The sequence below is a fragment of the Phenylobacterium hankyongense genome (genome assembly GCF_003254505.1).
Lineage (GTDB): Bacteria > Pseudomonadota > Alphaproteobacteria > Caulobacterales > Caulobacteraceae > Phenylobacterium > Phenylobacterium hankyongense.
This window is the reverse complement of record NZ_QFYP01000001.1, coordinates 1899619-1923609: the sequence shown is the minus strand read 5'-3', so window position 1 is coordinate 1923609 and position 23991 is coordinate 1899619. Positions and strand designations below refer to the sequence as shown.

19 protein-coding genes are annotated in these 23991 nt (G+C 70.6%); 7 read left to right on the top strand and 12 right to left on the bottom strand.

Going from position 1 to position 23991, the window contains the following annotated elements:
- Positions 1–25: 25 nt before the first annotated feature.
- The 4 genes from DJ021_RS09335 to DJ021_RS09320 all read right to left on the bottom strand — a co-directional run bounded on the left by DJ021_RS09335 (position 26) and on the right by DJ021_RS09320 (position 5667).
- Positions 26–1798: a beta strand repeat-containing protein gene (locus DJ021_RS09335; protein WP_424444194.1), complete on the bottom strand. Its 1773-nt coding sequence runs from the start codon at positions 1796–1798 to the stop codon at positions 26–28.
- The gene (locus tag DJ021_RS09330) at positions 1741–2358 is read right to left on the bottom strand and encodes a calcium-binding protein (protein WP_111457282.1); all 618 of its coding nucleotides are present in this window, start codon (positions 2356–2358) and stop codon (positions 1741–1743) included. Before DJ021_RS09330 ends, DJ021_RS09335 begins: the two co-directional genes overlap by 58 nt.
- A gap of 211 nt (positions 2359–2569) precedes the next feature.
- Entirely contained in the window at positions 2570–3940 is a 1371-nt protein-coding gene (locus DJ021_RS09325) for an HlyD family type I secretion periplasmic adaptor subunit (RefSeq protein ID WP_243625941.1), read from the bottom strand.
- Complete coding sequence (locus DJ021_RS09320; protein ID WP_111457281.1) at positions 3937–5667, bottom strand: type I secretion system permease/ATPase; 1731 nt, start codon at positions 5665–5667, stop codon at positions 3937–3939. The genes DJ021_RS09325 and DJ021_RS09320 overlap by 4 nt, the downstream gene beginning before the upstream one ends.
- A gap of 233 nt (positions 5668–5900) precedes the next feature.
- On the opposite strand from DJ021_RS09320, the gene DJ021_RS09315 reads away from it, so the two are divergent.
- Entirely contained in the window at positions 5901–6710 is an 810-nt protein-coding gene (locus DJ021_RS09315; protein ID WP_111457280.1) for a DUF6270 domain-containing protein, read from the top strand.
- On the opposite strand, the gene DJ021_RS09310 is transcribed toward DJ021_RS09315, so the two are convergent.
- The 3 genes from DJ021_RS09310 to DJ021_RS09300 all read right to left on the bottom strand — a co-directional run bounded on the left by DJ021_RS09310 (position 6670) and on the right by DJ021_RS09300 (position 11025).
- On the bottom strand, positions 6670–7926 hold the full coding sequence (locus DJ021_RS09310) for a hypothetical protein (RefSeq protein ID WP_111457279.1): 1257 nt from the start codon (positions 7924–7926) through the stop codon (positions 6670–6672). The two genes, DJ021_RS09315 and DJ021_RS09310, sit on opposite strands and share 41 nt — an antisense overlap.
- An 82-nt stretch (positions 7927–8008) precedes the next feature.
- Entirely contained in the window at positions 8009–9028 is a 1020-nt protein-coding gene (locus DJ021_RS09305; RefSeq protein ID WP_111457278.1) for a hypothetical protein, read from the bottom strand.
- Complete coding sequence (locus tag DJ021_RS09300) at positions 9025–11025, bottom strand: glycosyltransferase family protein (protein ID WP_111457277.1); 2001 nt, start codon at positions 11023–11025, stop codon at positions 9025–9027. The genes DJ021_RS09305 and DJ021_RS09300 overlap by 4 nt, the downstream gene beginning before the upstream one ends.
- Positions 11026–11153: 128 nt before the next feature.
- On the opposite strand from DJ021_RS09300, the gene DJ021_RS09295 reads away from it, so the two are divergent.
- Complete coding sequence (locus DJ021_RS09295) at positions 11154–12212, top strand: sulfotransferase family protein (RefSeq protein WP_111457276.1); 1059 nt, start codon at positions 11154–11156, stop codon at positions 12210–12212.
- Here DJ021_RS09295 and DJ021_RS09290 read toward each other — a convergent pair.
- On the bottom strand, positions 12209–13582 hold the full coding sequence (locus DJ021_RS09290) for a hypothetical protein (RefSeq protein ID WP_111457275.1): 1374 nt from the start codon (positions 13580–13582) through the stop codon (positions 12209–12211). The two genes, DJ021_RS09295 and DJ021_RS09290, sit on opposite strands and share 4 nt — an antisense overlap.
- Positions 13583–13732: 150 nt before the next feature.
- Here DJ021_RS09290 and DJ021_RS09285 point away from each other — a divergent pair, with 150 nt between their 5' ends.
- A complete protein-coding gene (locus tag DJ021_RS09285) occupies positions 13733–14494 on the top strand; it encodes a class I SAM-dependent methyltransferase (protein ID WP_111457274.1) in 762 nt (253 codons plus the stop codon).
- Here DJ021_RS09285 and DJ021_RS09280 read toward each other — a convergent pair.
- Positions 14491–15867 (bottom strand): hypothetical protein, encoded by a 1377-nt coding sequence (locus DJ021_RS09280; protein ID WP_111457273.1) that lies wholly within the window; start codon positions 15865–15867, stop codon positions 14491–14493. The genes DJ021_RS09285 and DJ021_RS09280 overlap by 4 nt on opposite strands.
- Positions 15868–15980: 113 nt before the next feature.
- Here DJ021_RS09280 and DJ021_RS09275 point away from each other — a divergent pair, with 113 nt between their 5' ends.
- On the top strand, positions 15981–16838 hold the full coding sequence (locus DJ021_RS09275; RefSeq protein WP_111457272.1) for a GNAT family N-acetyltransferase: 858 nt from the start codon (positions 15981–15983) through the stop codon (positions 16836–16838).
- Between the two features lies 1 nt (position 16839).
- The gene (locus DJ021_RS09270) at positions 16840–17616 is read left to right on the top strand and encodes a PIG-L deacetylase family protein (protein ID WP_165837165.1); all 777 of its coding nucleotides are present in this window, start codon (positions 16840–16842) and stop codon (positions 17614–17616) included.
- On the opposite strand, the gene DJ021_RS09265 is transcribed toward DJ021_RS09270, so the two are convergent.
- Both DJ021_RS09265 and DJ021_RS09260 read right to left on the bottom strand, forming a co-directional pair.
- A complete protein-coding gene (locus tag DJ021_RS09265; RefSeq protein ID WP_111457270.1) occupies positions 17572–17937 on the bottom strand; it encodes a hypothetical protein in 366 nt (121 codons plus the stop codon). The two genes, DJ021_RS09270 and DJ021_RS09265, sit on opposite strands and share 45 nt — an antisense overlap.
- A complete protein-coding gene (locus DJ021_RS09260) occupies positions 17934–19010 on the bottom strand; it encodes a glycosyltransferase family 2 protein (RefSeq protein WP_243625940.1) in 1077 nt (358 codons plus the stop codon). Before DJ021_RS09260 ends, DJ021_RS09265 begins: the two co-directional genes overlap by 4 nt.
- Positions 19011–19197: 187 nt before the next feature.
- Between DJ021_RS09260 and DJ021_RS09255 the strand changes: the two genes are divergently transcribed.
- Together DJ021_RS09255 and DJ021_RS09250 are read left to right on the top strand one after the other, a co-directional pair.
- Positions 19198–20031 carry an ABC transporter permease gene (locus DJ021_RS09255; RefSeq protein WP_111457269.1) on the top strand — a complete coding sequence of 278 codons (834 nt, stop codon included), beginning with the start codon at positions 19198–19200 and terminating at the stop codon, positions 20029–20031.
- A complete protein-coding gene (locus tag DJ021_RS09250; protein WP_111457268.1) occupies positions 20028–20777 on the top strand; it encodes an ABC transporter ATP-binding protein in 750 nt (249 codons plus the stop codon). Before DJ021_RS09255 ends, DJ021_RS09250 begins: the two co-directional genes overlap by 4 nt.
- On the opposite strand, the gene DJ021_RS09245 is transcribed toward DJ021_RS09250, so the two are convergent.
- Positions 20755–23874: a rhamnan synthesis F family protein gene (locus DJ021_RS09245; protein ID WP_165837164.1), complete on the bottom strand. Its 3120-nt coding sequence runs from the start codon at positions 23872–23874 to the stop codon at positions 20755–20757. The genes DJ021_RS09250 and DJ021_RS09245 overlap by 23 nt on opposite strands.
- Positions 23875–23991: the final 117 nt, after the last annotated feature.

The following is a 23991-nucleotide window of genomic DNA, read 5'->3' as shown; positions in this document are numbered from 1 at the left end:
AAAGTTTTCCGAGTCTGGCTCGGTATTAGATGATGTTGCTGAAGTCGATGTCGGCCAGCGAACGGCCAACCAGGACAACCGCATCTTCAGCGCCGGCGTTGGTCGTGCCGTTGGCGCTGGTGGCGATGCTGTCGGAGAACACCACCACGTCGGACCCGACCTGAACCGCCACGTAGGTGTAGGCGTGGTTGTTGATCTGGTCGTTCGCGTAGGACAGCGCCGCGCCATAGTCGGTCGCGCTGTTCTCGATGTAGTTCGACGAGGTGCCAGCGCCGCCAGCGAAGTCGAGCTTGTCGATCGACTCCCAGTCGCGGATCTGGTCGCCGGAGCCGGCCACCGTGCTCGAGTCGAGGGGAGAGAACACGAAGGTGTCCGAACCCGTTCCGCCGAACATGATGTCCTTGCCGGCGCCGCCGGTGATCATGTCGTTGCCCGCGCCGGCATTGATCGTGTCCGAACCCGCGTCGGAGTAGATCGTGTCGTTGCCGGAACCCGTCGTGATCGTGTCGTTGCCGATACCCGCGGTCACATGGTTGGCGCCGGCGCCCGCGTCGATCGTGTTCTCACCGTTGTTGGCCGTGATCGTGTCGTTGCCGGCGCCCGCGATGATGTTGTCGTCGCCCGTGCCGGTGCTCACCGTGTTCGCGCCGTCGCCAGCATTGATGACGTCGTTGCCGCCGCCACCGAGGATGGTGTCGTTGCCCGACCCGCCCGAGATCGTGTCGTGGCCCGCGCCAGCCGTGACGCTGTTCGCACCGTCGCCCGCCACGATCACATCGTTGCCGCCGCCACCGACGATGGTGTCGTTGCCGATGCCCGTGGTGATGTGGTCGTTGCCGCCCACGGTGGTGATGTTGTTGGCACCGTCGCCGACGCTGATGGTGTCGTTGCCACCCGCGCCGTTGTTCAGGACGATGTCGTTGCCCGCGCCGCCGGTGACGGTCGTGTCGCCCGCGCCGAACGTGATGTTGTTCAGGCCATCGCCAGCGGCGATCAAGTTCGCACCAGCGCCAGCCAGAATCGTATCGTTCCCGGCTCCGGTGGTGATGACGTCATTACCGGCACCGGTCGTGACGAAGTTGGCGCCATCGCCCACGTTCACGTTGTTGTTGCCGGCGCCCGCATCGACAGTGTCGTTGCCCGCACCCGCCGTGATCGTGTCGTTGCCAGCCGTGGCCGTGATCGAGTTGTTACCCGCGCCGGCGTTCACGCTGTTGTTGCCGTCGTCGGCCAGGATCGTGTCGTTGCCCGTGCCGCCGAGGATGGTGTCAGCGCCCGTGCCGCCGGTGAGGAAGTTGGTGCCGTCGCCGCCGTCGATCAGGTCGTTGCCGCCGCCGCCGACGATGGTGTCGTTACCGGCTTCACCCAGCAGGGTGTCGTTGCCCGTGCCGCTGGTGATGTTGTCGTTGCCGAGGTTGCCATCAAAGTAGTGGTTGCCGCCCGCGGTGTTGAGGATCGTGTCGTCGCCCTGGCCACCGAGGATGGTGTCATTGCCCGAGCTCGCGCTGGTGATCGAATCGTTGCCGGCATTGCCCTGGATGTAGTTGGCGCCGGTGTTGTTCGAGACAGTGATGGTATCGTCGCCGGCGCCGCCAACGATGTTGGCCGAGCCGGTGCCGGCAGTGATCGTGATCGTATCGGTGCCGTTGCCGCCATCGATGCTGAACACGCCGCTGGCGCCTTCAGTCAGCGTGTCATTGCCGTCTTCGCCGTAGATGGAGTCGTTGCCGCCGCCGCCGGTCACGCTGTCGTCGCCGAGGTTGCCGAACAGCAGATCGCCGCTAGTGGCGCCGATGATGACGTCGTTGCCCTGGCCGCCGTACAGCCACTGGCTGCCCGTCGCGGTGCCGGCCGAGCCGTCGATCGTGTCGTCGCCGAGGTTGCCCTGGCGTAGTTGCTGCCCGAGCCGGTGATGATCGTGTCGTTGCCCTGGCCGCCGTAGACCGAGTCGTTGCCGGTGCCGCCGTTGAGGCTGTCGTCGCCCCGGTTGCCTTGCAGCAGGTCGGCGCCAGCGCCGCCAGCGAGGGTGTCGTTGCCGTTGCCGCCGTAGAGGCCATCGGCGAACGCGGTCGTGTTCGCCGCCGGGTTGGTGTCGGGGCCGAGCGTACCAACCTCAAGCTTCGACCCATCTTGATAGATGGTGAAGTCGCGATTGCCCACCGCCGCGATATCGAAGGTGAGCGCTTTGCCGCCCACTTCGGTAATCGTCACGCTATCGGTCGAGGTCGCCGTCGCCGCGTTGTAGATGACGCTGGTGTTAGCGCCGACCGCGATGCCGTTTTGGAAGATGATGAAGTCAGTTGAGGTGAACGCCGTAGCGTCCGCCTGCGTCATTGTCTCGAAAATATAGGTCGCCATTAGTCTCTCCAGTCTGTGTCACACGGACCCCCGGCACGCCTGACCCCCATCCCCGATGGAGCAGTCCCGGCGGTCCATTACCCCAAGCGCCATAGCATGGCTGCGGCGAAGGTTAAACGAGCCCGAGGGAAGACGTATCGGAAGACCGCCTATCACGCAACAGCAAAACGTGGCCGCAGAGCGCGTCGAAACGCGCTCTGCGGCCCTGCGATTACTGCTCGCGGAAGGCGTCGTGGAGAGTGTCGGTGATGGGCGAAATCAGGAAGCCCATGATGGTCCGCTTGCCCGTCACGATCATCGCCTGGGCGCCCATCCCGGGGGTCACCTGGGCGCCGCGCTTCAGGTTCGTGAGCTCCTTCGGATCGATTCGCAGATCGACCCGGTAGAAGGCGAGACCGGTCTTCTCGTTGGTGATCCGGTCGGCCGAGACCACCGCGACCTTGGCCGGCAACGGGCTGACCCAGCGCTGGTTCAGGCCGGTGATCCGCACCCGGGCGTCCATGCCCACGTGCACCTCCTCGATGTCCTCCGGCTTGATCGTGGCGGTGACCATCAGCGGCGAGTTGGCGGGCACCACATCCATCAGCACCTCACCGGGCGAGGTCACCCCGCCGAGGGTGAACTGCGTCAGGTTGAAGACGTAGCCGTCGACCGGCGAGCGGACCACGGTGGAGGCCAGGGTCTGCTTGGCGGCGGCCAGGCGCGGCATCACGTCGGCGATCTTCGACTGGGTGTCGCGCAGCTGCTCGGCGGCCTGGCTCTGGCGCTGGTCGCGCAGGGTTGCCAGGTTCATGTTGGTCTCGCCCATCTGCTGGTGCAGGCGCGCGATGTCGGCCAGCAGCGAGCCCTTGCGGCCGTCGAGGTCGGCGATCGAGCGCTGGTAGCGCAGGATCAGCGGCTTGGGCGCGAAGCCCTTCTCATAGAGCGTCTGATAGCCGGCCATCTCCTCGGCGGTGAGCTTGCGCTGCTCGTCCACCGAGGCGACCTGCGCCTGGTTGCCGACGATCTGGTTCCGGATCTGGTCGAGCCGCTGGTCCAGCACCGAGCCCTGGCTCTGGAACAACTGCAGGCGGGTCGCGAACAGGAACTGCTGGTCGCGAATCATGCTGGCGACCCGCGGATCGGAAATCCGGCTGGTGAGCTCCGGCGGGAACTCCAGATTCGGCCGATTGGTGGCCTCGGCTGTCAGGCGCGCGGCCTGGCTCATCATGCTGTCGGCCTGGTTCTGGAAGACGTCGTTGGAGGCGCGAGCCTCGACGTCGTCGAACAGGATCAGCGGCTGCCCGGCGGTGACGTGCTGGCCCTCGCGCACCAGGATCTGCCGGACCGTGCCTCCTTCGCGGTGGCGCAGGGTCTTGCGGTTGGCCTCGACGCGCACCTCGGCCGGCGCGGTGACGCCGGTGCTGAGCGGGGTGAGCGAGGCCCACAGACCCAGCCCGACCACCAGCGTGCCGATGATGGCGGCTCCGACGACCATCGGCCGCCGCATCCGCTGTTCGAGCCGTGGGTCGAGCGGAACCCGGTCGTCGCCGAACGTCGGGGCGACGTAGCTGGAGCGATGGGGCTGGATATCAAGTTTCATCGTGCGGCCCCCTCAACCGCCCGCACCTCGGCGGGCTTCATCAGCCGGCTCATGACCTGGTCGCGCGGGCCGAACAGCTCGAGCCGGCCGTCGCGCAGCACCAGCATCTTGTCGGCCGGGCGGAAGATGCCGGCCTTGTGCGAGATGATCACCACCGTCGCGCCGTTCGCCTTCATGGCGTCGATCGCCCTCAGCAACGCCTCTTCGCCCTCGGCGTCGAGACTGGCGTTGGGCTCGTCGAGCACGATGAAGGCGGGATCGCCCAGCATCGCCCGGGCGAGCCCGACCCGCTGGCGCTGGCCGGCGGAGAGGATCACGCCGCCTTCGCCCACATCGGTGTCATAGCCCTTGGGCATGCGCAGGATCAGCTCGTGGACGCCGGCCAGTTGCGCGGCGCGCACGACCTCTTCGTCCGTCACGTCGGCGCGGAAGCGGCCGATGTTGTGGCGCACGGTCCCGGCGAACAGTTCGGTGTCCTGCGGCAGATAGCCCACGTGACGACCGAAGTCGGCGCGCTCCCAGGTGAAGACGTCGGCGCCGTCGAGGCGGACCACGCCGTTGTTCGGCCGCCAGATGCCGACCAGCAGGCGCGCCAGCGTCGACTTGCCGGCTCCCGACGGGCCGATCACGCCCAGCACTTCGCCAGGCTCCAGCACGAAGTTGACGTTCGCCAGGATCAGCTTGTTGGCGCCGCGCGGCGCATAGTTGAGCTGTTCCACCGACAGCCGGCCCTTCGGACGCGGCAGGGTGGTGGCGGCGGACGGCGGCTCGGCCTGTTGCAGCATGGCCATCAGCCGCCCGTGGGCGCGGGCCATGTTGTTCAGCGGCTCCCACGAGCCGACGATCTTCTCGATCGGCTGCAGGGCGCGGCTCGCCAAGATCATGTTGGCGAACAGCATGCCGGAGTGGATCTTGCCCTTCAGGATCAGGTAGGCGCCGATCGCCACGATCAGCACCTGCATGCCCATGCGGACCGCCTTGATGGTGTCGGTGAAGGCGTTGGACATCTCGGCCGAGGCCGCACCGCGCTCGATGGTCACCGCCCGGTGCCCGGCCCAGGCGGCGCCCAGGGTCGGCAGCATGCCCATGGCGCGGACCACCTCGCCGTTGCGCAGCGCCGCCTCGGTGAAGGCGTAGCTCTTCAGCGCCGCGTCGTTGGCCTCCTTCATCGGCGGCCGGATCGCCCGCTCCTGGAGCAGGGCGAGCCCCAGCAGCACCAGCGCCCCCACCGTCGTCAGCACGCCGATCAACGGGTCGATGATGAAGAGGACCCCCAGGAAGACCGGAATCCACGGCACGTCGAAGAAGGCCGCCGCGGCTACGCCGGTCAGGGTCTGGCGGAACTGGTCGAGGTCGCGCAGCACCTGCGAGCGGGCGCTCTGGTCGCCACGCACGGCGGCGTCGAACAGGCCGGTGAACAGCCGTCCCGACACCCGCTGGTCCAGCACGACCCCATAGTTGATGAGGATCCGCGCACGGTAGTCGTCGATGGCGCTGGACACGGCGAACACGAACAGCGTCACCGCCGTCAGCCAGATGAGCGTCGATATGCTCTGGCTCACCAACACCCGGCCGTACACCTGATAGGTGTAGAGGGGCAGCGCCAGATACAGCACGTTGGAGAAGAAGCTGAACGCAGCGGCCACGGCGAACGGGCGCTTGCCCTCGCCGAGGGCCCGCGTGAGCACGTTGTCTGGCTGGTTTGCGAGGAACGTAAAGAATTTCATTGCGCGCCGATGTCCCGTCCGAGCCGCCCAAGATACCGGAAAGGTGGCCTAATTGCGGTGAACGCCGACCGGGATGTTTCCTGCCGGCGTCGCGCCCGGAACGCCCGGAGGCGGCGGAGAGATGCTTGGGGGCTTAAACTATGTCAATGCCGGCCCCCGGCTGCGAAGCCCCCTCGCACGCTCTCCACGTGCTAGAACGGCGAGGGCCGCACAAGGGGACGACGGGAAGCAGGATGGCCAGGGTCGCGATCATCGGCAGCTGCATCACCCGCGATCTCTGGCCGGTCCGCGGCGATTCGCCCGAGGGTCCGCTCTACATCTCCAGGACCAGCTTCCCGAGCCTGCTGGCTGCGCCGGTGGCGGGATTCCAGCCCGCTGCCGCGCCGCCCCGCGACCTGCGCCAGCACCAGCACCGCGCGCTGGTCGCCGACCTGCGCAAGACCGCCCTGGCCCAGCTGGTGGCCTATCGGCCGACCCATCTGATCTTCGACTTCATCGACGAGCGCTTCGACCTGCTGGCGGTCGGCGACAGCATCGTCACCCACAGCTGGGAGCTGGAGGCCAGCGGCTACCTCGAACAGCCGGCCCTGGCCGGAGCCCGGCCGATCCCGCGGCTATCTGGCGGATGCGGCCGCCTGTGGTCGGCCGCGGCGGAGGAGTTCGCGGCGCTGGTGCGGGCGACTCCGTTGCAGGACGCCCAGCTGATCCTGCACGCCGCCCGCTGGGCGAAGCAGAGCCGGTCCGCGGCCGGCCGCCGGCGGCCCATTCCCGATGTCGAGATCCTGCAGGGGCGGACGGCGGAGATCGCCGCGCACAACGCCCTCCTCGCCCGGTACGAAGCCTGGTTCACAGCCCTGATGCCGCCGCTGAGCCGCGTCGAGGCGCCGAGCCAGCGGATCGCCGACGAGGCGCACCAGTGGGGCCTCAGTCCCTTCCACTACGTGCCGGCCTACTACGAGGCGATCTGGCGCCAGCTGGAGGCGTTGGGGATCGCCCGTCCGGTCAGCCAGCGCTCCGACGCGCCCAGTGCTCCAGCGGAGTGAGGCCCTCGCGCACCAGGCCCGGACAGGCCGCCAGATAGGCGGCGGTCGGGAAGCCGGGACGCGCTTCGGTCACGGCCCAGGCGCCGCCCTGCAGGTAGTCGATCAAGGGATTGGTCCCCGTCGCCAGCGCGCCGCCGCGGACGGCCACATAGTGCGGCAGGTCGAACCACGGCCCGGGACTGCGTCCCTCCGCCGCCCCGACGTCCAGGAAGTGCGCCAGGGGTTCCCTTCCGGCCTCCACGACGTCGGGGCTCCGCGCGAGGTACCAGGTCACGTCGAACAGCGGGTGCGGCGAGAGGCCGGCGCGCCAGCCTTCCAGCACGTAGTGGACCAGCGGCGGGACGTCCGCGGCGTCCGGGGCCTGGCCGCGGTACCACGCGGGGTCGAACAGCGGATGCGGACTGAGGTCCCGGGTCCAGCCCTCGCGCAGGTAGTGCGACAGCATGTCCTCGCCGGCCAGCAGCGCCGGGGCCTGGCTCGCATAGTGGGCCATGTCGAACAGCGGGTGCGGGTTGCGGCCCTCCGCCGCGCCGCGCGAAGCGAAGTGTTCGAACGAAGACTGGCCGCTGGCGGCGAGCGCCTGGGCGTTCTCGCGGCGATACCAGGCCGCGTCGAACAGCCGGTGCGGCGTCCGGTCCTCGGCGGCGCCGGCCAGAAGGTAATGCAGCAGCGGCGCGCGGCCGCTGGCGGCGACGTCGGGATAGGTCGCGAGATACCAGGCCTGCTCGAACGGCGCCGGCGGCTGGACCGAAGGATCGGCGCCTCGCCGCGCATAGGCCGCCATGTGCCTGAGATCGTAGAGCGGCCGACCGCTCGGACGCCACACCCCGGCCCGGGCGATGACCAGCGCGCGGCCTAGGGAGGTCAGCCGCGCCAGGATCGCGTCGAGGCGGCGACCGATCCGGTTGCGGCGGCGCGGGCGCCCCTGCTCCGTCTCGCCGAAGTAGGCGCGCACGGCCTGCGCGCGCTGCCGGGCGGCGAGCTCGGCCCGCCCGACCAGCGCCTCGGTGATCGCCTGCGTCAGGTCGACCCGCACCATCGCCTCGCGCACCTGGGCCTCGTGCGTCAGCCTCCGGGCGGCCGCGACGGCCTCCTCGGCGGCGGCCAGGGCGGCGCGCAACTCGGCCATGCGCCTGGCGACGGCGGCGGCCTTGGCGGCCAGGTCGCCCGAAAGGCCGTCATTCGCGGCGGTGGGTTGGGCGGTGGGCTTGTTCAAGACCTCGACCGCAGGGTCTGCGGTCCCTCCGGGGATTCCGGGTCTGTCTCAGGCGCGCCCACGCCGCTGTCAAGGCGCGCGCTCAGCGGCCCTCGCGCTCGAGCCAGAGGCTGAAGCCGCCGACCGCGAACGGATTGGGATACGCAGCCTGCAGGTCCTCGCGCTCGCGGTAGAGCACCCGGTGGGCCTTCTCGATCGGCGTGCCGTCATCGAAGTCCTGGTAGGCCCACCAGCGGGCCGGGATGGCCGGATCGGTGACCGCCGCCACCTGGGTCTTGTACCACCTCCAGACCTCGTAGACCGGGAAGTTGCGGCCGGCGTAGCGCTTGGTCATGGTGTCGCCGAGCGGGCCCAGCTTGGTGAAGTGCCAGAAGCGCAGCGGCGCCCCGTTGACGGTGATCCGGCCGTCTTTCTCCACCGCGACGGTCCGCGTGCTGAGGTTCCAGCTGGCGACGTTGTAGCCGGGATCGCGGATCACCTTGACCTTGTCGAACAGGGCCGGCGTGTGGTCGCACCACCGCTGGTCCACGAACAGGCCGTTGGGGATGTCGTCGTAGCAGTAGCTGAGCAGCCGGTCGTTCCACCACTTGGCGAACCGCGCCCCCTCGCCGGTGGTCCGCACCGCCACGAAGCCCAGGTTGAAGATCCCGGTGCGCGAGGCCGACAGGTCGTTGTCGAGGATCGCGGCCGTGGTCACGTTGGGGTCGATCAGGTGCGGCGTCAGGAGGATGTCGTAGTCCTCCAGCCAACGCTCCAGCGGCTCCAGGCTGGAGAACAGGGCGGTGTCCGGATCGAGGTAGATCACCGCGTCGGAGCCCCACCCGCACGCCTGGTGGAGGAAGGGGCCCTTCACCGCGGTGCAGATCTCCACCACGTCGTGCTTGAACAGCCACCGTTCGAAATCCGGCACGCCGAGATCGCGGGCGTGCACCACCCGGTCGAAGGGCTCCCGGGCCAGGTCGAACTCGAACTCCGGCGGCGGTTCGTCGGTGATCAGCGCCACCAGTTCCCAGTCCGGATGGAAGCGCCGCACCGTCTGGAACAGCACCCGCGCCCGGTTCAGGTAGGAGAAGGTGAAGCTGGAATAGCAGAGGACCTTCATGCCGAGGCGCCCCGCGCGAGCAGGTCGACGGTGACGCCGCTGAACTCCAGGTCATAGAGCTGCGGTTTGCGGCGCGAGCGGGCCAGGGCGGCGATCTCGCCGCTGACGAAGGCGGCGGCCAGCGCGGCCTCGTCGGCCAGCACCCGCCCGTGGCCGGAGCCCTCCACGAAGGCCGCGACATTGCCGCTGTCCGGGCCGGTGATCACCGCCGCGCCGCCGGCGACCGCCTCATAGGCGATGAACGAGAAGGTCTCGCGGCAGAGGGACCAGATCAGCACCGCGTCCACCTCCAGCGCCTCGACGGCCTCCTGCATGGCGCGGGGATTGGCCTCGGAGACCGAGACAGGGTGGAAGCTCACCGGTAGCCCAGGCGCCTCGCGGGCCCCCAGATGCAGGAAGGCGTAGCGGTCGTCGTCGGCATGGTCGAGCGCCAGGTCGCGGAAGATCGGCCAGCCCTTGTGGGCCGCAGGCACGCCGGCGAACGCCAGGCGGAAGGGTCGCGGCCGGACCTTCGGCGCCGCCGGTCCGCGCGGCGCCAGCCGGGCGTGCGGATGCACCACCTCCCCCGCCGTCGGGAAGCTCCAGCTCGCCCGCCAGAACGCCAGCGTGGTTTCCGATGGGCTGATCACCGTCAGGTCGAGCCGCTCGAACAGCCGGGTGTGGGCGTCCAGGTGACGCGCGCGCCAGGGCCCGTAGGCGCAGATCCCGCAGGCGGGGCTGTCCGGCGGCGGCGCACCGCAGTCCTCCACGTCGTTGCGGAGCAGGTGGAAGCCGGCGCAGAGGCTGGCGAAGTCGTGCAGCCAGAAATAGCCGGCCTGCAGCCCCGCGGCCTCGACGATGTCGACCGTTTCGTCGGCGCTGTGGCCGAGCAGGCTGTGCACCGCGAAGCTACGGGCGCCCGCCTCGACCGCCGCGGCCGCCTTGCGCAGGGTCCTGGCGACCGTCGTGCCGCAAAACATCCCGACCCGGCGGCCGTTGAAGAGCACGCCGAGCGGGCCGGGCTCTCCGGCCGCCCGCGTCACCGGCCAGACCGCCGCCGGATAGAGGTGCAGGTGATCGCGGCCGAGCTCGGCCAGCCGGGCGTCCTCCCGCTGCAGGCAAAGCTGCACGCCGCCCATGTTGGCGGAGTAGTCGTCGTGGCTGAAGGTGATGTGCAGGTCACGCAGCCCGGTCCGCGACTTGGCCAGGGCCGCGGCGAGCGCCGCGTCGGTCTTGGGCTTCAGCCGGGCGGCGGCCTGGGCCGCCGCGGCGACGCGCGCGCCGACCGGCGTCAGCTCGGCGATGATGTCGTAGCGGAAGCCGAGGTCCGAATGGGCGAGCCGGCCTTCCGCCCGCCCCGTGCGCAGGAAGTGGACGAACGGATTGATCCCCGCGGCGGCGACGTCCGGATAGCTCTCCAGGTATTGGCTCGGCGAGAAGCGGGGGTTCGGGCGGGCGTTCTCGCGCCAGCCGTCGATCAGGAAGTGTTCGATCGGGTCGACGCCCGCCGCGGCCACGTCGGGCCTGAGGCTCAGGTAGAAGGGCACGTCGAACTCGTCGGCGATCAGCTCGCGGTCGGCGCGCAGCCGCGCGGCCACCGGATCGACCGGATCCACAGCCGCCGGCTCCGACGGCCGCCCGGCGCCCCGGTCGGGCGCGGCCAGGCTGGGCTCGAACCCCCAGCCCGGCGTCTGGCCGCGCTGGAGACGAGTCTCCAGGTAGGCCTCGCCGGCCTGGGACGGAAAGACGTCGCGACCCTCGCGCCGGCCGCGGGTCAGGAAGTGGAGGAAGGGGTCGGTCCCGATCGCCGCCACGTCGGGGTAGGCCTTCAGGTAGGCGCCCACCGAGAACCACGGCGCCGGGTCGCGGTCCTCCCGCCAGCCGTGCTCGGCATAATGGCGGACGGGATCGAGGCCGGGGATGTTCGCCAGATCCGGATTGACGGCCAGGTAGAAGGCCGCGTCGACCGCCGTGGAGAGGATCGGATCGACCTCGTCAGCTGGGGCCTGGACGGCCATGCGGCGTACTATCCCTTCGCGATGGCCCCGGCGCGGCGGCGAGGGCCTCTGTGCAACAGAAGGTCCGGTCGATCAACCGCAGCCGGCCCTTGCGACCATCGGCGGCGGCCCGTACCACTCGGCCTGACATGACCACGAAGAATCCCGGCTCCGGGCCGCAGGGCGCCTCGGCGCGGACCGCCTACCTCGTCCTGGGCATGCACCGCTCGGGCACCTCTGCCGTGACCCAGCTGCTGGCGCTGGCGGGCGCGCGCCTGCCCGAGAACGTCATGCCCGGCGACGAGCACAACGCGAAAGGCTACTTCGAGCCCTGGAAGGTGGCGATCCTCAACGACGGGCGGCTGCGGGCGGCGGACTCGGCGTGGGACGACGTCTTCGCCTTCCCGTTCCGGCCCCTGGGCGGCGATGCGGAAGCCCAGTGGCTGAGCCGCGCCCGGACGCTGTTCGCCGAGGAATTCGGCGAGGCGCGGCATCCGCTGCTGAAGGACCCCCGGGCGACGGTGCTGCTGCCCTTCTGGCGCGCCGTGCTGAGCGAACTCGAGGTCGGCGCCCGCTGCGTCGTTCCCGTGCGCCATCCGCTGGCGGTGGCCGGCTCCCTGTCGCGCCGCGACGGCTTCACCGCGGAAAAGTCGGTGCTGCTCTGGAGCGCCTACATGCTGGCGGCGGAGGCCTACAGCCGCGACCTGCCGCGCGCCTTCGTCGGCTACGACAGCCTGCTGCGGGACTGGCGCGGCGAGGCGGCTCGGATCGAGGCCGCGCACGGCGCGCCGCTTCCGAGGCTCACCGAGCGGGCGGCCGGCGCGATCGACAAGTTCCTGTCGCCGGACCTGCGCCACAACGCGGCACAGGGCGACCTCGCCGCGCTCGGCTGGGCGGGCGAGATGGCGGCCACCATCCATGCCTGGTTCGAAGCCGCCGCCGCGGGCCAGGCGCCGGACAGCGCCGTGCTCGACGCCGCGGCCGAGGCCCTGGCGCGGCGCCGTCAAGAGGTCGGCGCGCTGGTCTCGCCGCTGACCCGCGACCTCGACCTGGCCCGGGCGGAACTGCACGACATGCGTCAGCAACTCGTCCTCGAGCGCGACAGCCTGGAACGCGACATCAAGCAGCTGCGCACCGAACTCGAAGCCCTGCGGCGCGAACGCCGCCTCGCCGAGGGTCGGCTCGACGCCATCCTGCGGCTGAGCTAGGCGCCGGATTTCCGCCTCGCCGGCCAGGTGATCGGATCCAGGGCCAGGTAGAGCACCCCGGTCATCGCCGCCAGGTCGAGCAAGTAGAGGTAGCGGTAGTCGCAGGCCACCGAGATCACGAAGAAGCTGGCCACGAACAGCAGGGCGCCGGCTTCCAGCGCGACGATCACCCAGTCGGCCGGATCGCGCCGCAGGAGCAGCAGCCCGCTCACCGCCAGGGCGACCAGCACCCAGGTCAGGTGCGAATAGACCGGGGTCGCATAGAAGCGCGCCGCATAGTCGCCCAGGGCCTGGTCCTGCGGCTCGATCCCGGTGACCATCTCCAGGTTCGCCATCATTTCGGGCGGGCCGGCGACGCCGACCGTCACCGGCAGGCACTGGTCGAGGTGCGGCGTCAGCAGCACCCAGCGGAAGACGTCGGCGCGGTGCAGCAGATAGGCGGCGGGCTCATGCAGGATCACCTCGCGCCACTGCGCCGACATCACCTGGTCGGGCACGTGCCAGAGCGTGCGGCGGACGAGGTCGTCCTGGTCGAGGGGGTCGATCCGGGCGGCCGAATAGAACTTCGGCGCCTGCTGTTCGAGGATCTGGCCGGCGGCGGGCGCGGCGCGGTCGATGACGGTGAACCTCAGCGCCGGGTGATGGGCCTTGGCGCCGATGATGTCGTAGTGCTGCAGGATCAGCGCCGCCGCGTTGGGCCGGAGCTTCGCGGGGACCTCCGGCGGCTGGGCGACATGGTTGATAGCGGCGGCGAGCAGGAGCGTGGCCGCCAGCCCGCCCAGGCCCCAGGCGAGGCTCGAACGCCAGCCGCGGCCCCGCGCCGTCCACGCCAGCACGACGGCGGCGGCGACCACCAGGATGACGCCGTTCTGGCGCACCAGAGCGGCCAGGGCCAGGCACAGCCAGGCCGCGGCCAGCGCGACGACCGGTCGTCGCACCTCCCAGTCTCGGGCCGCATGGGCGATGAAGATGAAGCCGGCGATGGCGAGATTGGCGAACAGCACGTCGCGCCAGACGATGCCCTGGTAGATCAGCACCTGCGGCGTCAGCACCACGCCGAGCGCCAGCAGCGGCGCGGCCCACGACGCCCGCGTCCGCAGCCTGGTCAGGCTGGCGAGGCTCAGGAACAGCAGCGCCGCCGAGGCGGTCACATAGAGGCCGGTGCCGGCGACGATCCCGTCGAACAGGCCGAGCAGCCATGAGCTGACCGCCGGCGCCCAGGTCTGGCGGACGCCGGTGCGGGCCTCCTCCAGCGCGATCACCGAATCGACCGACAGGTGGCCCGGCAGGTTGGCCGCCAGCGACAGCAACAGGCCCGCGACCAGCACCAGGCGGAAGGCCATGGCGGCCCGCCCGGCCGCCGGCGTCATCGTCCCGCGATCCAATGCCATCCCCCACACAAGCTTGACCCGTTGGTAAAAGCCGCCTGCGGGCTTGGAAAGCCGCAAAAGCATCTCGCCTCCGGCGATCCGGGCCCTATGTTGCCGCCACTGGCGCACGACGCCGCGGAGGAGTTTCGGATGACGGGCGGTGGGGACCAGGGCGCAGCGCGCGTGCTCGCCAGTTTCCCGAAGACCCGCCCGGCCATGCCGCCCCGCCTGCAGGCGATCTATGTGCAGCAGTACAAGGAGAATCGGGCAGGCGCGACGCCGGCCGCCTCCCTGTCGCAGCGGCTCGAGCGCTGGCTGCACCTGCAGGTCGCCCGCGACGCCGTGGGCGGCGCGCCGCGCGCCACCCTCGAGCTCGGAGCCGGCACCCTCAACCAGCCGCCCTTCGAGCCCGCCGCGGCGCCCTACGACATCGTCGAGCCCTTCGCCGACCTCTATCGCGACGCCCCCGAGCGCGGCCGCGTCCGCGACGTCTTCGCCGATGTGACCGAGGTCCCGCGCGAGCGCCGCTACGACCGGGTGACCAGCGTCGCCTCGCTGGAGCACATCTGCGACCTGCCCATGGTGCTGGCCCGATCGGCGCAACTGCTCGAGGCGGGCGGCGCCCTGCGCGCGGCGATCCCCAGCGAGGGGGGCCTCCTTTGGCGGCTTGGCTGGACGCTGACCACCGGCCTGGAGTTCCGCCTGCGCCACGGCCTCGACTACGGCGACCTGATGCGCCACGAGCACGTCAACACCGCGCGGGAGATCGAAACCCTGGTGCGGGCCCTGTTCGCCGAGGTGGAGATCCGCAGCTTCGGCCTGGGCCGCCAGCTGTCGCTCTACCGGTTCATCGCGGCCCGCAAGCCCCGGCTCGAGGTCGCCGCCGCCTGGGAGGCGATGTTCGCCCGTTAGGCGGCCGCCCGCCGGCGCCGCAGCGGAAAGTCCACCGCCACATAGACCAGCCCCACCAGCGCCGAGAGGTCGGTGAAGTAGAGGTAGCGGTAGTCGCAGGCGATCGAGATCACGAAGAAGCTGGCGGCGAAGGCCACGCCGCTCAGCAGCAGGGCGATCATGGCGATGTCGGCGGGGTCGCGCCGCGCCAGCAGCAGTCCGGCCAGCACCAGGCCGAGCGCCGCATAGGCCACGTGGGAGTAGAGCGGCGTGTCGAGGAACCAGGTGTGGTAGTTCATCAGCTGCCGGTCCGCGTGCGTGAAGCGGTGCTGCAGGCCCAGCGGCTGCATCTTCTCGGCGGGCGCGTCGACGCCGACGTAGATCGGCAGGCACCGGTCCACGACCGGGGTGGCGAACACCCAGCGGAAGTCCTCCATCCGCACCCGCAGGTACAAGACGGGATGGCGCAGCACGAGGTCGGCCCACTGCGCGCGTATGGCCGGGTCGGGGACATCCCAGAGCGCCGCGCCGAACGCCGCATCGTCGTCCAAGAAGTCGATCCGCTGGCCGGAATAGCCGAGCGGCGCCCGGCTCTCGATCACCTTCGCCGCCACCGGATCGGCCTTTTCCAGAGCCGTGAGACGGTAGCCGGGGTCGAGGGTGACCGCGCCGGCGATGTCGTAGTTCTGGAGGATCCGCACGCCCTTGTGGAAAGCGGTGTCGGGCGGCGCGTTCGCCGGCTCCGCCAGGCGCGTCAGGCCCTGGGCGGCAAGCAGGACGACGAACAGCAGGCCGAGCGCCCAGACGCCGCCGCGCACCCACCGGCCGCGGCTGGCGATCCACCCGAGCGCCAGCGCGGCCATCGCGGTGACGATGATCCCGTTCTGGCGGACCAGGCTGGCCAGCGCCAGCAACAGCACCACGCCGACCAGCCACAGCCAGCGGCGGCGGCGGTCGTCCCAGTCTCTCGCGGCGTGCGCCAGCAGCACCAGGGCGGCCACCGCGGCGTTGGCGAACATCACGTCCTTCCAGACGATCGCCTGGTAGACCAGCACCTGCGGCGTCAGCAGCACGAGCGCGGCGACGGCGACGCCGGCCCAGCCGATGCGATTACGCAGCCCATCGAAGGAGGCGAGGCTCAGGAACAGCAGCAGCGCGCTGGCCACCACATAGAGGGCCGTGCCCGGGATCACCGCGTCGAACAGGCCCAGCAGCCAGGCATAGCTGGCCGGACCCCAGGTCTCGCGCACATGGAAGTGGCCTTCGTAGAGCTGCGCCACGGAGTCGTAGGACAGGTGTCCCGGCAGGTTGGCGCCGAGCAGCAGCAGGAAGCCAGCGGCGAGCACCACGCGCAGCCCGTCACGCGCGTTGATGTTCAGTTCAGGCTTCGTCATTCTCCGCCCCGGACGCCGCTCGATGCGCGTTGGTATGATGCAGGCGGGGCCATGAGAAGGGGAAATCATGAACGCGACCGTGTGCGCCCGCCCGGCGCCGTGAGCGGCCGCGCATGACCGGCGGCGCGCTCGAATTCCGCCCCGCCGGAACCACGCCCCGCCAGCTGGAGGCTTACGCCCGGCTGCTGGGCGAGGTGTTCGGCGATGACGGCAAGTTCACCGAGGCGGCCCTGGCCTGGCGCTACCGCGACAACCCGGCCGGCCCGGTGGTCGGCGCCGACGCCTGGGACGGCGAGCGGCTGGCCGCCCACTACGTCACCTGCCCCACCGAGGCGCTGGTCGACGGCCGGCCGGTCAAGGGCCTGTTGTCGCTCAACACCGCCACCCACCCCGACTACCAGGGCCGCGGCCTGTTCACCCGGCTGGCCGAGCAGACCTATGCCCAGGGCGCGGACGCCGGCTACGGCTTCGTGATCGGGGTCGCCAACGCCAACAGCACGCCCGGCTTCCTGCGCAAGCTCGCCTTCCAGGAGGTCGCCCGGCTGCAGGCCGGCGTGCTCTCCCACGTCCCGGGCCGGTTCTCGGACGCGCCCCTGCAGTATCAGGGCGCCTGGCGGGAGGACCTGCTGCGCTGGCGCCTCGCCAATCCGGCCGGCCGCTACGCCAGCGCGCGGCGCGGCGACCTGTTCGGCGTCTGGGCGCGCACCCACCTGCCCTTCGTCCGCTGCGGCGCCTTCCTGCCCGGCGCGGCCGAGACGGGCCTGCCGAGCGGCGTGGCCCCGTTCGGCGCGACCCTGTTCATCGGGCTGGAGCCGCGCTGGGACCTCGGGCGGCAGGGCTTCCTGCCGGTGCCCGAGCGGTTGAGGCCCTCGCCGCTCAACCTGATCTGGCGCGCGCTGGGCCCGGCCGCGCCGACGGCCCTGCGCGCCGATGCGGTGGCGCTCAACTTCCTCGACTTCGATCCGTACTGAGATGGCTGTCGTCTACATCCTCGCCCACTTCGACGACGAGTACTGCGGCCTGCCGCTGGTGACGGCCGGCGTGCGCGCGGGCGAGGACCAGCGGTTCTTCTACGTCGCCGACTACGCCAGCGCCGAGCTGGCCGAGCGGCGCTACGCCGAGAGCCGCGCGCTGCTCGCCCACCTGGGGGTAGACCCGGCGCACGTGCTCCACGTCGGCCAGGGGACCGGCGCGCTGGACGGCGGCGTGCATCGGGCGCTCCCCGCCGCCTACGAGGCCCTGCGGCAGGCGATCGCCGAGGTCGGCGCAGTCGAGAAGATCGTCGTCACCGCCTACGAGGGCGGCCACATGGACCACGACATGTGCGCCCTGATGGCCGCCAAGCTGGCGGCCGCGCACGGACACCCCCCCATCGAGACCATCAGCCTCTACAACGGGCCCCGCCTGGGCGGCCCCTTCTTCCACGGCGCCTCGCCGTTGCCGGAGAACGGTCCGGTGCGCCGCATCCGGCTGAGCTTCGGCGAATGGTTCGCGTGGATGCTGGCGGTGCGCTTCTTCCCGTCGCAGACCAAGACCTGGCTCGGCCTCTGGCCGGCGATGTTCTTCACCTATGCGAAACGGGGATTCGGCGTGCAGCGGCTGGACCCGGCCCGGATCGGTCAGCGGCCGCACGCGGGCGTCCTGTTCTACGAGCGGATGTTCAAGGTGCCGTATGCGGAGGTCCGGGCCGCCGCCGACGCCTTCCTAGGCCCGCGCCTGGCCCTGCATGATCACCAGGAAGCCGAGTAGCATCAGGGCGTAGCCGGCGGCGAACCGCCAGCCGAGCGGCTCCTTGAACACCAGCCAGGCCACTAGCGGCACCAGGCCCGAGCCGACGATCGAGAAGGCGTAGGCCAGCGACAGCGGCACCCGCGTCAGGATGTAGAACCAGAACAGCGCCGTCAGCCCGTACCAGGCGAAGGCGCCGATCAGCGGGCCGTTGCTGATCAGCCGCAGCGGCAGCGGCCCCGTCAGCCGGGCGTTGTAGAGCGCCGCAGCCTTGAACATGGTCTGGCCGATCGGCAGCGCCAGCGAGAACCCGGCGCAGAGCAGGGCGTCCTTGAGGGTCACGACGTCGCCTCCTCGGCTTCCATGCGCGCCACGGTGCGCAGGTACGGGTGGATCGGCCGCGTGGGCACGTTCAGCACGTCGAAATTGAGCGCCTGCAGCAGCAGCTGGGCGCCCAGGATCACCGGCAGGGCGGCGGCCATCACCACCCCGGCGGAGGCCGCCTGCCCGGGACGGCGCGTCGCCACGTAGTGGGCCGCATAGCCAAGGCCGAACAGGATGAAGAACATCCCGGACACCAGCTCCAGGCTGGCCACGTGGAAGTCCCGCACGAAGTACTGGCCGAGCACCCGCTGGGCGAAGTTGCGCAGGTGCTTGAGCGCGAATGGACCAACGATGGCGCCGATCCGCAGGTTGGAGACCTCGTCGGCGTAGCGGGCCGGCATCGGCACGTCGCGGACCACCGCGCGCAGGGTGCCCAGGTGGTAGAGCAGGTCGGTCTCGAAGAAGAACCGCCGCGAGACCCGCTTCTCCATGACGATCCGGGCCACCTGCGCCTCGATGGCGGTGAAGCCGTTGGTGGGGTCGAAGATGTTCCAGTAGCCGGTGGAGACCTTGGCCGCGAAGCTGAGCGCGGCGTTGCCGAACACCCGCACGCTGGGCATGTCGCGCAGGTGGCTGATGGAGGTGAAGCGATTGCCCTTGGCGTAGTCGGCCTCGCCGAGCAGGATCGGGGCCACCAGCTGGGCGATGTTGCCGAGGTCCATCTGGTCGTCGCCGTCGACCTTGACCAGCACCTCGCCGCCGCGCCGGGCGGCCTCGCGATAGCCGGCCATGGTCGCGCCGCCGACGCCCTGGTTCTGCTCCAGGCGCACGACGACGACCCGCGGATCCTTGGCGTTGGCCTCGATGAAGTCGCCGGAGCCGTCCGGGCAGGCGTCGTCGACGCAGACGATTCCCTCGATCCAGGACGGCGCCTTGGCGATCACCTGCAGGATGTGCGCCTTGACCCGGTAGCAGGGAATCACCAGCCACACCCCGGCGCCTTCCAGCTTCGGCGGCATGACGTGCCGGAGCCTTTGCCGCTCATCCAGCGAGGGCGGCCCGTCGCGCGCGATCTGGTCAGTGGATGTCATGGGCAGGTCCGCACCCCGTGGACCGTCCGGCTAACACGGAAGCCGCCGCCGTGGCAAAATGCAGCGCGGTCGGGCGCCTTAGGGCGGGCGCTTTCCTTCGTTACAAGCACGTCTTGGGGCGACAAGGCGCCGTCCTTGCGCGCCTATACCCTACCTGTTACGAGCGGCCCCTTCGTCGGGAGAGCAAATGGATACCGCCACCCACATGTTGCGGACCGGACGGCGGGGCACGCTGTTCGAGTTCCACATGGCGCTGCGGGATCTGCGCCTCTCCACCGAACGGATCGGGCTCGCCCGATCGCTGGCCTGGCACGACGTGGTGTCCCGATACCGGGGATCGATCCTCGGTCCGTTCTGGATCACCCTGTCCATGGGGCTGATGGTCCTGGGGATCGGGTTCGTCTACGCCAACCTCTTCGGCATCACCCTGCGCGATTTCCTGCCGCTGGTGGCGCTGGGGATCGTCTTTTTCGGGACGATCAGCGGGATCATCACCGAGGGTTGCGAGACCTTCGTGCATGCCGCCGGGATGCTGTCGCAGACCAGCCTGCCGATGTTCACCTTCGTCTGGCGCACGGTGCTGCGCAACCTGATCAACCTCAGCCACCACCTGGTGATCGTCGTCGGCGTGCTGGTCTATTACGGCTACTGGCGCCACGCCAATGTGCCGGTGGCAGTGCTCGGCCTGGTGTTCCTGGTGGCCAATGCGGCGTGGATCAGCATGTTGGTGGCGATCGCCTCGGCGCGGTTCCGCGACATCCCACAGATCGTCATCTCGGTGATGCAGTTCGCGATCTTCGTCACGCCGGTGTTCTGGCCGGCCGCGCGACTGGGCCGCCACCACGCGGTGCTCGACTTCAACCCCTTCTACTACATGCTGGAGGCCGTCCGGGCGCCGCTGATGGGCGGCCAGGTGGCGGAACACACCTACCTCGCCCTGGCCATCATGGCCGCCCTGGGCTGGGCGGTGACCTTCAGCGTCTTCGCGGTCACCCGCCGGCGGATTGTCCACTACCTATGAAGGCGCCTCCCGTTTCCATCTCCTGCCGGGACCTGACCCTGCGCTTCCCGGTCTATGGGGTCGACGCCAAGTCGCTGAAGAAGCACCTGGCCAACGTCACCGTCGGCGGCCGGCTCGGCTCCACCACGCGCGCGACCGAGGTGACGGCGCTCTCGCATGTGAACCTGGAGCTGAAGGCCGGCGACCGGCTGGGCCTGATCGGTCATAACGGCTCGGGCAAGACCACCCTGCTGCGGGCCCTGTCCGGCGCCTACGAGCCCGACGAGGGCCAGGTCGAGGTCCGCGGCCGGATCGCCGCCCTGCTCGACCTCAGCCTGGGCATCGACCCCTCCGCCACCGGCTTCGACAACATCCGCCTGCGCGGACGCATCGCCGGGCTGAGCGCCAAGGAGATCGAGGAGCGGATGGAGGAGATCGGCGAGTTCTCCGGCCTGGGACCGTTCCTGGCGATGCCGGTGAAGACCTATTCCGCCGGCATGCAGGCCCGCGTCGCCTTCGCGGCCGCCACCGCCGTCGAGGCCGACGTGCTGCTGATGGACGAGTGGATCGCCGTCGGCGACGCCGACTTCCAGAAGCTGGCCCACAAGCGGCTCCTGAAGCTGGTGGAGCGGGCCGGCATCCTGGTGCTCGCCTCGCACGACCTCGACCTGCTCCGGCTCTACTGCAACAAGGTCATTCGGCTGGAGGGCGGCGTCGCCTCTCCGGTCACCGACATTCGCAAGCTCAACGAGCTGATGGCGGCCTAGCCGCCGCCGCCGGCGTCACCTCCGCCAGCGTCTGGGCGACCGTGCGTCGGAAGGCCTCCGGATCGCAGTCGATCGCCACCCGCGTCAGCGCGGCTTCCCGCACCGCCGCCCACAGCCCCTCGTCCGCATAGAGCCTGGCGCAGGCTTCGGCGAAGGCCTGCGGATCGTCGGCCGCCAGAAGCTCCACGCCGTCGCTCCAACCGAGCTGGCGGGCCAGGAGGCGGGTGGTGACCGCCGGCAGCCCGACCGCCGCGGTATCGTGGACCTTCATCGGAATCCCGCCTGCGTATCGGGTCGGCGCCACGAACAGACGGCTTGCGCCGTACAGCGGCGCGAGGTCGTCGACCCGGCCAAGCAGGCGGACCCGCTCGCTCGCCAGCGCCCGCACCTGCGCCGAGCCGCTGCGGCCGGCCACGCGCAGCAGGTAATCCGGGCCGATCAGCGCATCCAGCCGGGGCATGACCTCGCGCACGAAGAACACCAGGGAATCGACGTTGGGGGAATCGTCCTCGTCGAGCGCGCCCACGAACAGCAGGTCGCGGCGCGCCGCGAACGGCTCCGGGGTCGGGGCCGGCCGCAGGGCGTGGCCGAGCAGCCGCACGTCCCGGCAACCGGCCTGGCGGAAGTTCGCCGCCTCCAGCTCGTTGACCGCGAACACCGTCGCCACGCCCTCGGCCAGCGCGACCTCGGCCTCGATCCCGACCGCGGCGTCCCCCTTCAGCCCCAGGCGGTCCCGTTGCGCGTCGCGCAGGGCGAAGATCGCCTCGGCGTCGTAGATCACCCGCTCCAGGGGGATGAAGCCCGGGACGGCGGCCAGCGCCTGGCGGAAGGCCTGCATGTTGTGCGGCCGGCTGACGACCGCCGCGTCGTAGTAGCCGGCCCGCGCTTCGAGGAAGGACTTGAGCCCCTCACGGCCACGCTCGGCGGCGAGCTCCACGTCGGGCGGCAGCACCGCATAGGCCTCGGCGTAGTCCAGGTCGGCAAAGGCCAGCGGATAGAAGGTCACGAACCAGCCGGCCTCCCGCGCCGCGCGCAGCAGATCGAGCGCGCGGGGATAGCCGGCGCCGAGCTGGGGATAGGGAAGCTGATCTTCGACGATCAGCACGCGGCCGGCGTACGGCCCGCGCAGGCGCGCCTCCAGGGCGTGGCCGGGCGGACGATGGGACGCCGCCAAGGCTGTGGCGTGACGCTCCGCGAACAGCTGCTGGTGCTCCTGCTGCAAGGCCAAGGCCGCCTCGGTGCTCGACGAGCTGCCGAACTCGAAGTGGGAGATGTGGACCTGCGGCTCATAGGCGACGCGGAACCCGGCCTCGCGGATCCGCATGCACAGGTCGGTCTCCTCGTAATAGGCCGGTGCGAAGGCGTCGTCGAAGCGGCCGAGTCGTTCGAACAGGTCGCGGCGGACCATCAGGAAGGCGCCGGAACAGTAGTCGACGTCACGCCGGAACTGGAACTCCGCCGCCCAGGGGTCCTCGCCGCGGCCGTAGCCGACGCAGCTGCCGTCGTTCCAGATGATGCTGCCGGCCTCCTGCAGGGCGCCGTCCAGCAGTTCGATCTTGCCGCCGACCGCGCCGAGGTCCGGCTCGGCCCGCAGCCGCGCCACGGCGGCTCCCACCGAGCCCGGCGTCACCCGCGTGTCGTTGTTGAGCAGCAGCAGCGACGCCCCGCGCGCCAGGGCCGCCCCCTGATTGACGCCGCGCAGGAAGTGCAGGTTCTCGGTGTTGCGCACGATGCGCGCGCCGTCGATCCGGTCGAGCAGCTCGCCGGTGCGGTCCGAGGAGCTGTTGTCGACGACGATCAGCTCACATGGGACGTCGAGGGCGAACCGCAGCGACCGCAGGCACTGGTAGGTGAGCTCGGCCTGGTTGAAGAGCACCAGCAGGATGGAAACCTCCGGCGTCTCGGAGGTCGGGAGCGCCAGGCGCTCGCCGCTCGCCAGGAAGGCCTCCAGCTCCGTCCGGCAGAGCGCCCGGAAGGCGGCCTTGGCGTCGGCTTCAGGCGCCGGCGGCGCGCCGGGCGCGCGGGTCGGATAGGGGGGACGGCCGGGCGCTGCCAACGTACGGCCGCAGTCGGTGATCGCGCGGCCCAGGAGCCGCGGCCCCCAGGCGCGGTAGAGCGCTTCCGGCGGCCGGATATCGACGTCGTTTCCCGCCCGGGCCCAGCGGAACCCGCCGAGCTCGCAGGCGTGGAAGACCAGCCGCTCCACAGCGTGCGCCAGCGTGCCGTCCTTCTGGCCCGCCTCCGGCTCGAAGGCGGCGACATCGAGATCGAGGTCGAGCAGCGGCTTCAGCGCCGCCGGCCGGGCCCAGAACATGAACCCCGCCGGGAAATCCAGCGGACTGTCGGGATAGAGGGCGAAGCCCAGCCGTTCGGCGAGGCTGCGGCAGGCCTGGTAGTTGTCGCCCCAGATCAGGTGGCGGCGGACGCCGGGGTAGGTTCGGGGCGCCAGCACGCCCAGCCGCGGCAACTGGACGAAGGTCTCGACGACGCCGCGCACCATGGCTTCCGAACCCAGCAGGTTGCCGAGCAGGAACTCGCGCCAGCCCGCCAGCTCGTCGGTGTGGCTGGAAACCTTGGTGTGCACCAGCAGCAGCAGGGCATGGGTGTCGTAGACGTCGCGGAACGCCACCAGCTGGGGGGCGATGTTGCGGCCGCGGTTGGGGACCACCCGGACCTCCACCGCGCCGCTCCGCCAGCCGGCGAAGGCCGCGATGATCGCCTGGCGCTTGCCCTCATCGTCGGTGGAGACGAACAGGTCCGCGGGGAATGGGATCCGGCCCAGGTGATCGGCCATCTCGGGCAGCAGCTCGACGTGGAAGGCGTGCAGCAGCACGGCGATCCTCGGCGGCTCGGACAGGCGACCCGGCGCATAGTCCAGCGGCAGGCGCAGCACCGGTTCGCCCAGCATGCCGGGCGTAGGCTCCTCGGGCGGCGCGGCGCTGCGGGTCAGCCGGTGCATCAGCCCGATCAACGGGCGGCCCAGGACGCGCAGCACGGCCCGGGCGGCCGGCCGCTCCAGGACGGCGGCGCGAACGCCGAAAACGAGCCGGACGAGCAGGTTGACCAGAGGCGCCCGGATGGCGTCGACGGAAGACATCGGCGTCATCAACCACGGCGACGGCGACCGGTCCACCCTGGCCGCGCGGCACGTCACAGGCGCGTCGCGGGCGCCCGCATCCAAGCGCCGAGGCGGGCGTTCAGACGGCTTCCATCA